The following is a 13164-nucleotide window of genomic DNA, read 5'->3' on the forward strand; positions in this document are numbered from 1 at the left end:
AGGAACATAAAGTGAACGGAATGACCACCACAGCCGTATGTTCCCCTCACCCTAACCCTCTCCCCGGAGGGGCGAGGGGATTGCTCAGTGCTCGCATTAATTTGTGGGGAACTCTCAGCCCATAGGGAGAGGGAACCGATCGAGCACGTAGGCCCGGTAAGCGCAGCGCCACCGGGCAATTACAGCGCTACTGATTCTCTATCAACAACGCTTCCAGCAGATCCAGATCGTGCAGCAGCTTTTGCAGCGTCTCGTTGCTGATCTGCCGCGTCGCGCGCAGGTGATACAGCTCGGCACGCTCGGAGCGCAGCGCCGCCAGGCGGAAACGGCGCTCGAGGTTCTCTTCCTGCAACGAACTTTCCACGTCGTTACGTCCGTCAGCACGGCGACGCAAATTACCGATCACGCGTGAACTGACTTCTTTCAGCAGCTGGTTATCAATGTTCTCTTCGGCATCGGCGGCCAGACGCTCCTCCATCTTCTCGATGGCGACAATCGCTACTTCCGCCGTCGCCGCACGGGCAATCCGCTCTTCCTTATGCTGCTGCGAGGTGTCACCCGCATCAATATGCTGCAGCAGAATCGGCAGCATAATTACGCCGACAAACAGGGAGAAGAGGATCACGCCCGCCGCCAGGAACACCAGCTCGTAGCGCGCCGGGAAGACGTCGCCCGTCGGCAGAAGCAGAGGAATGGAGAGCACACCAGCAAGGGTGATCGCCCCGCGAACGCCCGCGAAAGAGGCAATCAGCAGCTCGCGCGTGGTCCAGGAGCCGAACTCCATCGGCTTTTTGGTCAGGAAGCGAACGCTGAACTTCTTCATCGTCCACAGCCAGCCGAAACGCACCAGCATCAGCGAAAGGTAGATGAGTACGATATCGGTAAACAGCATCCACACTTCAACGTTTGGATCCGCTTCGGCCGCGATCAGCGAAGATTCCATAATGCCCGGCAGTTGCAGGCCCAACAGCAGGAACACCATGCCGTTAAAGACAAACTCGAGCATCGCCCAGGTACTGTTCGCGCGAAGACGCATCGCCAGCGGCGCCCGGCGCATCACGCCGGAGCGGGTGATGGTCATCCCCGCGGCTACCGCCGCCAGAATGCCCGACACGCCGATATGTTCGGCAATCAGGTAAGAGGCGAACGGCAGCAGGAACAGCAGGACGATCTGCGTCGCCGGTTCATCGCCGCCCCAGCGGCTGAGGAAGCGCAGCGAACGACCGTACAGCCAGCTTACAACAAAGCCTGCGAGGATACCGCCAATCGCCACCTTGAAGAATTCGAGGGTTGCACCGCCGACGGTAAAGACCATGGTGCCCATGGCTACCGCCACGGCAAACTTCAGGGCGACCAGGCCGGAAGCGTCGTTCATCAGCGCCTCGCCCTGCAAAATGCCCATGATTTTCTTAGGAATGCGCCCTTCGCCCACAATGCCGGACAGCGCCACGGCGTCGGTCGGCGACAGCACGGCAGCCAGCGCAAAGGCGGGTATAAGCGGGATCCCCGGTACGGCCCAGTAGATCAGGAAACCAATCCCGACCACGGTAACGACCACCAGCGCCAGCGCCAGACCGAAGATCTCTCGCCCGTGCTCAAGAAATTCGCGCGTCGGCGTTTTCCAGCCATCGGCAAACAGCAGCGGCGGGATAAACAGCACGAGGAACAGTTCCGGATCGAACTCCACGTGCAGACCGAACGTCGGCCACGCCAGCAGCGCGCCGATAGCTATTTGCATTAAAGGCAGGGGGACCTGGAAGGGCAGTACGCGTGTAACCACCCCGGATAATGAGACCACAAGGGTCATGATGAGTATTGTGAAGAAAATTTCCATGCGTTCCCTGTTTGCTGTGTTTCTTTTTAAGCCAAACCTGAGGCGTCGTGCCTCTTATTCTATCCTCTCCAGAGTAACGTAAAAGACAACGGGATGAGTCCTGAAAATAAAAACGGGCGGCCTGAGCCACCCGTTTTCGCATCAATGGATAACTTAAATTGCCCAGCCGCCCGCGTAGAACGCCACCAGCGCAACGGCGATGACAACGGTACCGATGTTCAGCTTGCGCCACTCACCGGAGACCAGACGCCCAATCACCAGCGAGGCGAAACCGATCATAATGCCGGTCACGATGTTACAGGTCAGCACGATAAAGACCGCGGTGATCAGACCGGACATGGCATCAACAAAGTCAGCAAAGTCGATTTTCGCCACGTTGCTCAGCATCAGCAGGCCGACGTACATCAGCGCAGGTGCGGTCGCGTAAGCTGGCACCAGATAAGAGAGCGGAGAGAGGAACAGGATCAGCAGGAACAGTACGCCAACGGTAATAGCCGTCAGGCCGGTTTTGCCGCCTGCCGCCGTACCCGCTGCGGACTCAATGTACACTGCCGCTGGCGCTGCACCCACCAGGCCAGAGAAAACGCTGCTCAGGGAGTCGGTGGTCAGCGCTTTTCCGCCGTCAATGATCTGGCCGTCTTTGTCCAGCAGGTTAGCCTGCCCCGCCACCGCGCGGATGGTCCCGGTGGCGTCAAACACCGCGGTCATTACCAGCGCCAGCACGCTTGGCAGGATCACCGGGTTCAGCGCGCCCACAATATCCAGGCTGCCAATCAGGGAGTTACCGTTGTCATCGCTCAGCGACGGCATGGCGAAAATCCCGGAGAAATGAACGGACGGGTCGAAGATCAGACCGACGATGGACACGCCGATAATGGTCAGCAGAATGCCGCCCGGCACTTTCAATTTTTCCAGGCCAATGATCACCGCCAGACCCACCAGCGACATGATCACCGGGAAGCTCGCGAAGTTACCCAGCGCAACCGGCAGGCCGTCCAGCGGGTTCTTGATGACCAGACCCACGCCGTTGGCGGCGATCAGCAGCAGGAACAGGCCGATGCCGATACCGGTGCCGTGCGCCACGCCCTGCGGCAGGTTGCGCAAAATCCAGCTACGGATGCCGGTAGCAGAGATCACGGTGAACAGTACACCCATCAGGAACACCGCGCCGAGCGCTACCGGGACGCTGATATGCTGGCCCAGCACCAGGCTGAAGGCGGTAAACGCGGTCAGGGAGATGGCGCACCCGATCGCCAGCGGCAGGTTCGCCCACAGGCCCATCACAATCGAACCCACACCCGCAACCAGGCAGGTGGCAACGAAGACCGCCGCTGGCGGGAAACCGGCTTTGCCGAGCATGCCCGGCACCACGATGACGGAGTACACCATCGCCAGAAACGTCGTCAGACCGGCAACAACTTCCTGGCGCACGGTGCTGCCGCGAGCAGAAATTTTAAACATGGCGTCAAGTAAACCGCCGGTACGCGCAGATGGCGTAGACATAGAAAACATCCCCTGAAAATTTTTATTGAAAGTCCGTAAGCGTGGTGGAGACTCCACTGCCAGCGAAACGTCAAATCCTTGTGCTGCGTTTGCGACGAAAGGGGCGTCACAAAAAAAGCAAACGTTTAGCTCCGCGCTTACAAAACGGGTGGTCAAATGTAGGCAAACGATTATCTAGCCTAATACCCGCCCTTTTCAACTGAACTTTCTCGTTTTTCGCTAAAATTGCCTCATGACGATGAAGAATTAAGCAGAGGATGCGCAAACGTTATCGTCCATGCGCAATTTCGTTACATTTCATCCCCCGCCGGGTATCGTCAGCGGGCCGCCTTTCGCAAGCGTTGTCTGCCAGCCCGGACGTGCCTCCACTCTCTGTTTCCACGCCGCTATGTGGTCGAGATTGTCGATGCCGCCTCTCGCCAGCAGGGCGAAGAGGGGAAAACTCATCTGGATGTCCGCCATGGTCAGCGTGTCGCCGGCAAACCAGCTGTTTTCGGCAAGATGATCGTTAATAAAGTGCGCATGCGTTTCCAGCTGGCGGTTGAGATACGCTTTTTGCACCCCCTGCCCCAGCGCCTTACCCAGCGTGCGCAGGCCAAACGGGACGGGGGGTTTGCCGAGGCTGTTAAATACCAGCTTCATTAACAGCAGCGGCATCAAAGATCCTTCGGCGTAATGCAGCCAGAAGCGATACTGCACTTTATGAGCGGGATCTAACGGTTTGAATCGTGACGCCGAATCGTACGTTTCCTGAAGATATTCCAGAATCGCGCCTGATTCAGCCAGAACCAGTCCGTTATCTTCCAGTACCGGGGATTTTCCCAGCGGATGCACTTTTTTGAGCGCGTCTGGTGCGAGCATGGTTTTTTCGCGCTGGTAGCGTACAATCTCATATGTCAGACCCAGCTCTTCCAGCGCCCAGAGGACGCGATGGGAACGAGACTGGTTAAGGTGGTGGACCGTTAGCATGATGTTCTCCGGTGATTCATACTTTTTAACTATAGAAAACTGAACAACTTCACGAAAAAAATTCGGCTAAAATCTCATCATCTCCGGTGGCAAAAACGGCGGCCGGGCATAGAATTAAAGTGTCAGTACAAACCGGAACCTCCCCCACAAGCTCGACACGAGGAGTACTGATGTCGGGGGAAACCCTCCCGTGAGCCAGCGGGATAGAGAGAAAGACAAAGACCGGAAAAAACTAAAGCGCCCTTAGTGGCGCTTTAGTTCTTTATGCTTGTTGCCGGGTGGCGGCTGCGCCTTACCCGGCCTACAAAACCGAGAGCGTAGGCCGGGTAAGCGAAGCACCCGGCACACACCTCTCAATCCTCCTCCAGCAACCGCGCCCCTGTTCCCTGCTCGCCCAGCCTGTCACCCGGGTTACGCAGCGGACAATCGCTACGTGATAAACACCCGCAACCAATGCAGCCATCCAGTTCATCGCGCAGGGCCACCAGCGTGTGAATACGACGATCCAGTTCTTCTCGCCACTGGGACGACAGCTGCTTCCACTCTTTCGCGCTCAGCGAGTGTCCTTCCGGCAATACGCCGAACGCGTCGCCGATGGTAGCCAGGGGGATGCCGATACGTTGCGCAATTTTAATAATCGCCACGTAGCGGAGCACATCGCGGGTATAGCGCCGCTGGTTTCCGGCGTTACGGATACTTTTTATTAACCCTTTGCTTTCATAGAAGTGGAGCGCCGACACCGCCACGCCGCTTCGTTTCGCCACTTCACCGGGGGTTAACAGCGCTTTGATGCGCGGTAATCTCTTTTCCATAAAACCTCTTTACCTCAAGTTAACTTGAGGAATTATACTCCCCCGCAGAGAAAACGACGAATCAACCAGGACAGATGTCTCCACAGAGGGGTAACCTTATGTCGCATCAGCAAATTATTCAGACGCTTATTGAATGGATTGATGAACATATCGACCAGCCGTTGAACATTGATGTGGTCGCTAAGAAGTCGGGCTATTCGAAATGGTATTTACAGAGAATGTTCCGCACCGTAATGCATCAAACGCTGGGTGACTACATTCGCCAGCGCAGGCTCCTGCTGGCGGCGCAGGCGTTACGCTCAACGCAGCGGCCCATTTTTGATATCGCAATGGATCTGGGCTATGTGTCGCAGCAGACCTTTTCCCGCGTCTTCCGCCGCGAGTTTGACCGTACGCCGAGCGACTACCGCCATCAGCTCAATTAATGCGTGTTAACGCAAGGGTTGCTGCTGCCAGGCCATAAATGCCTGGGGCGGCATCGCTTTCGCGAAGTGCCATCCCTGACAATACTGCACGCCACGCTTCAGCAGCCAGCTCACCTGCTCCCCCGTCTCGACCCCTTCCGCAATGGTTTTCAGCCGCAGGCTTTGCGCCATCTCAATGATGTGCTCGGCAATCAGGTGGCTGGTGCTGTTGGTGGTTAAGGTATCGATAAAAGATTTGTCGATTTTCAGGATATCGACGTTCAGCGAATAGAGATTATGTAGGTTAGAGTAGCCGGTTCCGAAATCATCAATCGCCACTTCATACCCCGCCTGGCGAAACGCCTGAATGACCGGCGTGGTTTTCGGCACGTCAATAAACCCCCGCTCCGTCACCTCAATTTTTATTTGCTGCGCGCGAACCGAGTAAAAGCGGGCTTTGTCGGAGATCAGGGCGATAAGACGCGAAGAGTGAAAATCCGACGCCGACAGGTTAATCGAGACATACAGATCGGGGTGAGCGGCAAGAAAATGGCCCAGATCGGTGAACACCTCCTCCACGACGTAATCCGTAATGCGCGCAATCATCCCTTCTTTTTCGGCCAGGGGAATAAATTCCGCCGGGCTCATAACCTGACCGTTGAATCCTGGCCAGCGCAACAATGCCTCTGCTCCCACGCACTGGTTATTTTTTATATCAATAATGGGCTGATAATGGACGCACAGCTGGCGTTTATTCAGCGCCCGGTGCAGAAGTCGGCCAGGCGAATTGAATTCACGGTGTGTTCGCGACCACACCAGCAAAATAATAATGCTGCAAATCATCCCCAGCGGTAGCGTCAGAGTAGCCTGATGATAAAGCGTTTTATAAAAACGGGCATTGGAGGTTGAAACGATGGCCGCAATGGGCCTCTGCTCTGATTTTACGATCGTATAAAAACGGTCATCTTTCTGAAAAGTCGTTTCCTGATGTCGGAGCATCGAATGCAATAAAGAAATATTGGCTTTCTGACTCACAGAAAAGAATGCATTGCTGACGGTGTCATACACTCCCCACGACAGGGAACGATCGTCTGACATCACCTCACTGTACGAAAGCGGGTTGACCACTGCGACATAATTTCCGCGCTGCATATATATCATTTTATAACCATTAAAAAATGGCGTATCGCGAAAATAATAGATAGCAACGTCGGGTTTACGTGTGTAATTGGCAGCGGGGATGATGTAAGGATGATCCGGCGTAAAAAGGGTCGAGCAGAGAAAGTCCTGGCCTTCAGCATAAATTAAATCGGCAACAAAAAGGCGACCGCGGGAAACGTTCAACATATATTGACGATGCTCCGGCGTACACACTTTACCCTGATATTTTTCCGCGTCTTCCCGGGCCATATCAACCTGTTGAATAACCCGTTCAGTTTTGTTTAAAGCAAGTTCAGCAAACGTGCGCAGCTGAGCGCTGATTTCCGACACGGCTCTAAGCTGGGCAAACCATAGCGCAAGCATCACCGGCAGCATAACTACCATGATAATCCCGACCGCTTTGAGCATTTTGCGCCGCGCGCTACGATTCATTTCCCGCTCTGTATCCCTGCATGTTGTACGCCTGTAGCAATGAAGACCGGCTGCTTTGATAAACAGGTGATTACGTTGCATGAATCATGGGAAGTTAGCAACTGACTTTTGGTATTAAAAATCCTAAAATTCGTGATGCCGATAATATTTTCCCGTAAGCCAAACTAAAAGTATTCATTTCGTTTCTGATAAGGATAATAATTACCCGCGACAGGTGTGGAAAATTTGTTGGCTGAAATAGCCTGCCCTTTGTTCTTATGCTGATTTATAAATAATCAGACGCCAGAACCGTTTTTCCTCTTCCCGTACGCTTGGCGTCATATAATGCCTTATCAGCACGCATCAGTATGGCAGAAGTATCCCGTTGCCCCTGACAGACTTCAACCACCCCGGCGCTGAAAGAGAGTACCAGCGTTTTATCGCCCACACGCAGCGGTTTTGAGATCAGCGCGGCACGCAGCCGGGAAGAGAGCAACGTAGCGGCCATACCATCCGTACGCGCCAGCAGAAGAACAAACTCTTCGCCCCCTACCCGTCCCAGTGCCGACCCGGCCGGGCTCACTTCGCGAATACGGTCGCAAAAGTGAATCAATGCCGCATCGCCAACCTGATGTCCCCACCGATCGTTGATCTGCTTGAAATAATCGAGATCGAACATCAGGAGACAGAAATGGCTACTGACATCCTGCGGCGAACTGGCTGCCAGCGCCATTTTGAGCCGCTGTAAAATTGTCGAGCGATTCAGACAGCCCGTCAGATCGTCCGTGGTGGCTTTGACGGTCAGCTGCTGTTCTGCTTTTTTACGTTCGGTGATATCGAGGCCAATATTGAGAATGGAGTTATCCGGTAAAAGGATGTTTGACCAGAGGATGGTTAACGGCGTCCCGTCTTTACGCACCGGGTGCCATTCGTACATATCCTTAAGTGGTGCGAAACGAACCGACTCCTGCACGCGCTGTCGCTCCTCGGGATCCGGGTAAAACAGGGCCAGCGGATCGGGGTGCTCGCCGATTTCAGTCATACTCCAGCCAAAGACTTTTTCGCATTCGGCGTTCCACAATACACACCGGTTATGCCTGTCAAAGGCGTTCATCAATACCGGAGCACGTTCAAATAAAGTTTTATATTGCGTGACGACGCGCTGCATCTCTTGCGCTGTTTTTTCCCGCACGATGATGTCATCAAAATAATCTTTTAGCTTCTCGACCAATACCACCACGATATTTTTCAATATCGGCAACGAGGTCAGTTTTTCATTAAAAGCCAAAAAGAAATAACCACTGCACTGTCTGCCATGCGCTGAGAGTTTACACAGCACGCCGCTTTGCAGCCGCGCATAGCCCGGGTGCTGAGGGGAAAATACCTCCCGGCCAATATGCTCTTTCCAGTAGATAACGCGCCAGGCGCGGTGATGCCGTTGCAACAGGGTGCTGGCAAGAAAATCCGCCACGTTGAAGGCGTGACACGTCACGTCGCCGGCACAAACCACGCGCGGCCCGTCTGCGGATTCGACACTAACCCACGAGAGATTTGCCCCCAGTGCGCTGTTGATGATTTCCAGCATTTCAACCGGCGAACACTGCGCGTTGAGTTGTGGCATCAGCTTCGCCAGGGCGTGCAGAGCCTGCATGCTGTCGTTAATAATCTCGCGTCTTTTTTCTTTCATTATCTTTTCGCAGGTCATTAATCGAGAGAGCAACCGCAATAACTCATATCTGAATAAAAGAATAAGACCACGAAATCAAAGAGTATGCTGAGTGTTAAAAAAGAATAAAAATCCAAAAAAACCAAATAATTCAATGTGATGAATTATTTTTGCGGATACATTTATTGTTCCACACAAGCATAATCCATAGACATACTGCTGTAAACGCTATACAGCCGAGGGTGTTTTGCAAAGGTTTTGCTATCTGAATGAATTAAAAATAAAAATTCCGGCTAAGCACCGATCTGAGCGAGTACGATATATTTTCCCCGGTTATAAACCCACTTTTACCTCATACGATACTGGCGAATAAAACAGCAAATGTGATATAGTTCACACATCTTATGTAACGAGAAACATTGTTTCATTCCAGTTCGTCTGTTTTGTCGAGGATGGGTTTTATGGCAACCATTACCACCAGCATGGTGCTCCTGCGCTGGCCGTTGTTGAGCGCGGTTTTGATGTTCCTGGCCAGCACGTTAAACATTCAGTTCCGAAAGTCCGACTACGCAGGTCTTGCTGTGATTAGCACCCTGTTAGGGTTGGGTGCCGCATGCTGGTTCGCGACAGGTTTGCTCGGCATTACGCTGGTGGATATGGCCGCCGTCTGGGAAAACATTAAAGTGGTGATGGTTGAAGCCATGAGCCACACTCCGCCAGACTGGCCGATGGTGATTACCTGATAGCCTTTTATAAAAAACCCAGACATTGTCTGGGTTTTTTGTGTTTCACGCGTCTGGATATCAGAACGGGATATCGTCGTCGAAGTCCATTGGCGGTTCGTTAGACGGTGCCGGAGCAGACTGCTGCTGCGGACGAGACTGCGCGCCGCCGCTGAACTGATTGCCGCCCTGAGGCTGTTGAGGCTGACCCCAACCGCCCTGCTGCTGGCCGCCACCTGCCGGTGCGCCACCGCCCTGACGGCCACCCAGCATCTGCATGGTGCCGCCAACGTTCACCACCACTTCCGTGGTGTATTTTTCCTGACCGGACTGATCGGTCCATTTGCGGGTACGCAGCTGGCCTTCGATATAGACCTGAGAACCCTTACGCAGATACTCACCGGCCACTTCAGCCAGTTTGCCAAACAGCACAACGCGGTGCCATTCGGTCTGCTCTTTCATTTCACCGGTCGCTTTATCACGCCAGGATTCGGAAGTAGCCAGCGTAATGTTGGCAACTGCGCCACCACTCGGCATGTAGCGTACTTCCGGGTCCTGGCCCAGATTACCGACGAGAATCACCTTGTTTACGCCTCTGCTGGCCATGTTCGTGTCTCCTGAATACGTTTCTTAATAGTGTAAACGCGCGAGTGTACCATTTCCATGCGACACTTTGATAGTTGCGTAGCATGTTCCAGAGTTCTCTCGCGGACTCGACATTGTTACACAGTGAATCAGAAAATGCATTCCAATACTGTATATTCAAACAGGTCATTTTGTGTCATAATTAGCCGTTTCTGACAGCCGTTTGTCCTTCAAACAAATCAGGCAATCCGTGTTCCAACCGGGAAAGGTGAATGGATAAGATCGAAGTTCGGGGCGCCCGCACCCACAATCTCAAGAATATCAACCTCATAATCCCTCGCGACAAACTCATCGTCGTGACCGGGCTTTCGGGGTCTGGCAAATCCTCACTGGCTTTCGACACTTTGTATGCCGAAGGACAGCGTCGTTACGTTGAATCGCTCTCGGCGTACGCGCGTCAGTTCCTGTCGCTGATGGAAAAACCGGATGTCGACCACATTGAAGGGTTGTCTCCTGCTATCTCCATTGAGCAGAAATCCACATCGCATAACCCGCGTTCTACGGTCGGTACCATTACCGAAATCCATGACTACCTGCGTCTGCTGTATGCGCGCGTGGGCGAGCCGCGTTGTCCGGATCATGACGTTCCGCTGGCGGCCCAGACCGTCAGCCAGATGGTGGATAACGTGCTGTCTCAGCCGGAAGGCAAACGCCTGATGCTGCTGGCGCCAATCATTAAAGAGCGTAAGGGTGAACACACCAAAACGCTGGAAAACCTGGCAAGCCAGGGCTATATCCGCGCCCGTATCGATGGCGAAGTGTGTGACCTGTCCGATCCGCCAAAGCTGGAGCTGCAAAAGAAACACACCATCGAAGTGGTGATTGACCGCTTTAAGGTACGTGAAGATCTGGCGACGCGTCTGGCGGAATCCTTTGAAACGGCGCTGGAACTGTCGGGCGGCACGGCGGTGGTGTCAGACATGGACGATGCGAAAGCGGAAGAGCTGCTCTTCTCCGCCAACTTCGCCTGCCCGATTTGCGGCTACAGCATGCGCGAGCTGGAACCGCGCCTGTTCTCGTTCAACAACCCAGCGGGCGCGTGCCCGACCTGTGACGGCCTCGGCGTTCAGCAATATTTCGACCCGGACCGCGTGATCCAGAACCCGGAGCTGTCGCTGGCGGGTGGCGCCATTCGCGGCTGGGATAAGCGTAATTTTTACTACTTCCAGATGCTGAAATCGCTGGCAGAGCACTATAAGTTCGACGTTGAAGCCCCGTGGGCCAGCCTGAGCGCGAACGTACATAAAGTGATCCTGTTCGGTTCCGGCAAAGAGAACATCGAGTTCAAGTACATGAACGATCGCGGTGACACTTCCGTGCGTCGCCACCCGTTCGAAGGGGTGCTGCACAACATGGAGCGCCGCTACAAAGAGACCGAATCCAGCGCGGTGCGCGAGGAGCTGGCGAAGTTCATCAGCAACCGCTCCTGCGCCACCTGCGAGGGTACACGTCTGCGTCGCGAAGCGCGTCACGTGTTTGTTGAAAACACGGCGCTGCCGACCATCTCAGACATGAGCATCGGTCACGCAATGGACTTCTTCAACAACCTGAAGCTCTCCGGCCAGCGCGCGAAAATCGCCGAAAAAGTGCTGAAAGAGATCGGCGATCGCCTCAAGTTCCTCGTGAACGTCGGCCTGAACTACCTGACGCTTTCCCGATCGGCTGAAACGCTCTCCGGCGGTGAAGCCCAGCGTATCCGCCTGGCGAGCCAGATTGGCGCGGGCTTAGTCGGCGTGATGTACGTGCTGGATGAGCCGTCTATCGGCCTGCACCAGCGCGACAACGAACGCCTGCTCGGCACGCTGGTTCACCTGCGTAACCTTGGCAACACGGTGATTGTGGTTGAGCACGACGAAGACGCCATTCGCGCCGCAGACCACGTGATCGACATCGGCCCGGGCGCTGGCGTGCACGGCGGACAGGTGGTGGCAGAAGGGACGCTGAAAGACATTATGGCGGTGCCCGAGTCGCTGACCGGCCAGTACATGAGCGGCAAGCGCAAAATTGAAGTGCCAAAACAGCGCGTGGCGGCGAACCCGGAAAAAGTGCTGAAGCTAACCGGGGCGCGTGGCAACAACCTGAAAGACGTGACCCTGACGCTGCCTGTCGGGCTGTTTACCTGCATCACCGGCGTGTCCGGTTCCGGTAAATCGACGCTGATCAACGATACGCTGTTCCCGATTGCGCAGACGGCGCTGAACGGCGCGACGCTGGCCGAGCCTGCACCGTACCGCGACATTCAGGGGCTGGAGCATTTCGACAAGGTTATCGATATCGATCAGAGCCCGATTGGCCGCACCCCGCGCTCCAACCCGGCGACCTATACTGGCGTCTTTACGCCCGTCCGTGAACTCTTCGCGGGTGTACCGGAAGCGCGTTCGCGCGGCTACACGCCAGGACGTTTCAGCTTTAACGTGCGCGGCGGCCGCTGTGAAGCGTGCCAGGGCGACGGCGTAATCAAGGTTGAGATGCACTTCCTGCCGGATATCTACGTGCCGTGCGACCAGTGTAAAGGCAAGCGCTATAACCGCGAAACGCTGGAGATTAAGTACAAAGGCAAGACCATCCACGAAGTGCTGGATATGACCATCGAAGAGGCGCGCGAGTTCTTTGACGCCGTCCCTGCGCTGGCGCGTAAGCTGCAAACCCTGATGGATGTGGGTCTGACCTATATTCGTCTGGGGCAGTCAGCGACAACGCTGTCCGGCGGTGAAGCGCAGCGCGTGAAGCTGGCGCGTGAGCTGTCCAAACGCGGTACCGGTCAGACGCTGTACATTCTGGACGAGCCGACCACCGGCCTGCATTTTGCGGATATCCAGCAGCTGCTGGACGTGCTGCACCAGCTGCGCGATCAGGGCAACACCATCGTGGTGATTGAGCACAACCTGGACGTGATTAAAACCGCGGACTGGATTGTCGATCTCGGCCCGGAAGGCGGCAGCGGCGGCGGTGAAATCCTCGTCTCCGGTACGCCAGAGACCGTTGCAGAGTGCGAAGCCTCGCACACCGCGCGCTTCCTTAAACCGTTGCTGTAATC

10 protein-coding genes are annotated in these 13164 nt (G+C 54.9%); 3 read left to right on the top strand and 7 right to left on the bottom strand.

Annotated elements, in window-relative coordinates; genetic code table 11:
• Window positions 1–187 precede the first annotated feature (187 nt).
• The 4 genes from ACOTX2_RS23130 to soxR all read right to left on the bottom strand — a co-directional run bounded on the left by ACOTX2_RS23130 (window position 188) and on the right by soxR (window position 5118).
• Window positions 188–1834, bottom strand: coding sequence for a Na+/H+ antiporter (locus ACOTX2_RS23130; protein WP_022646758.1), 1647 nt, complete (start codon window positions 1832–1834; stop codon window positions 188–190).
• A gap of 153 nt (window positions 1835–1987) precedes the next feature.
• On the bottom strand, window positions 1988–3337 hold the full coding sequence (gene ghxP / locus ACOTX2_RS23135; protein WP_063148444.1) for a guanine/hypoxanthine transporter GhxP: 1350 nt from the start codon (window positions 3335–3337) through the stop codon (window positions 1988–1990).
• Window positions 3338–3634: 297 nt separating this feature from the next.
• On the bottom strand, window positions 3635–4306 hold the full coding sequence (locus ACOTX2_RS23140) for a glutathione S-transferase family protein (protein WP_063148445.1): 672 nt from the start codon (window positions 4304–4306) through the stop codon (window positions 3635–3637).
• A 353-nt stretch (window positions 4307–4659) separates the two neighbouring features.
• Complete coding sequence (soxR, locus tag ACOTX2_RS23145; RefSeq protein ID WP_003860275.1) at window positions 4660–5118, bottom strand: redox-sensitive transcriptional activator SoxR; 459 nt, start codon at window positions 5116–5118, stop codon at window positions 4660–4662.
• 98 nt (window positions 5119–5216) lie between these two features.
• On the opposite strand from soxR, the gene soxS reads away from it, so the two are divergent.
• Window positions 5217–5543 carry a superoxide response transcriptional regulator SoxS gene (soxS, locus tag ACOTX2_RS23150; RefSeq protein WP_003860277.1) on the top strand — a complete coding sequence of 109 codons (327 nt, stop codon included), beginning with the start codon at window positions 5217–5219 and terminating at the stop codon, window positions 5541–5543.
• Window positions 5544–5549: 6 nt separating this feature from the next.
• Here soxS and ACOTX2_RS23155 read toward each other — a convergent pair whose 3' ends face one another.
• Together ACOTX2_RS23155 and ACOTX2_RS23160 are read right to left on the bottom strand one after the other, a co-directional pair.
• Entirely contained in the window at window positions 5550–7115 is a 1566-nt protein-coding gene (locus tag ACOTX2_RS23155) for an EAL domain-containing protein (RefSeq protein ID WP_038415076.1), read from the bottom strand.
• Window positions 7116–7380: 265 nt separating this feature from the next.
• Window positions 7381–8781 (bottom strand): sensor domain-containing diguanylate cyclase, encoded by a 1401-nt coding sequence (locus ACOTX2_RS23160; protein WP_063148446.1) that lies wholly within the window; start codon window positions 8779–8781, stop codon window positions 7381–7383.
• 440 nt (window positions 8782–9221) lie between these two features.
• Between ACOTX2_RS23160 and ACOTX2_RS23165 the strand changes: the two genes are divergently transcribed.
• Complete coding sequence (locus tag ACOTX2_RS23165) at window positions 9222–9503, top strand: YjcB family protein (RefSeq protein ID WP_022646751.1); 282 nt, start codon at window positions 9222–9224, stop codon at window positions 9501–9503.
• Window positions 9504–9563: 60 nt separating this feature from the next.
• On the opposite strand, the gene ssb1 is transcribed toward ACOTX2_RS23165, so the two are convergent.
• A complete protein-coding gene (gene ssb1 / locus ACOTX2_RS23170; protein WP_003860284.1) occupies window positions 9564–10088 on the bottom strand; it encodes a single-stranded DNA-binding protein SSB1 in 525 nt (174 codons plus the stop codon).
• Between the two features lie 251 nt (window positions 10089–10339).
• Between ssb1 and uvrA the strand changes: the two genes are divergently transcribed.
• A complete protein-coding gene (uvrA, locus tag ACOTX2_RS23175) occupies window positions 10340–13162 on the top strand; it encodes an excinuclease ABC subunit UvrA (protein WP_003860287.1) in 2823 nt (940 codons plus the stop codon).
• Window positions 13163–13164: the final 2 nt, after the last annotated feature.

It is taken from the genome of Enterobacter cloacae complex sp. IR5412, assembly GCF_049237385.1.
Classification (GTDB): domain Bacteria; phylum Pseudomonadota; class Gammaproteobacteria; order Enterobacterales; family Enterobacteriaceae; genus Enterobacter; species Enterobacter intestinihominis.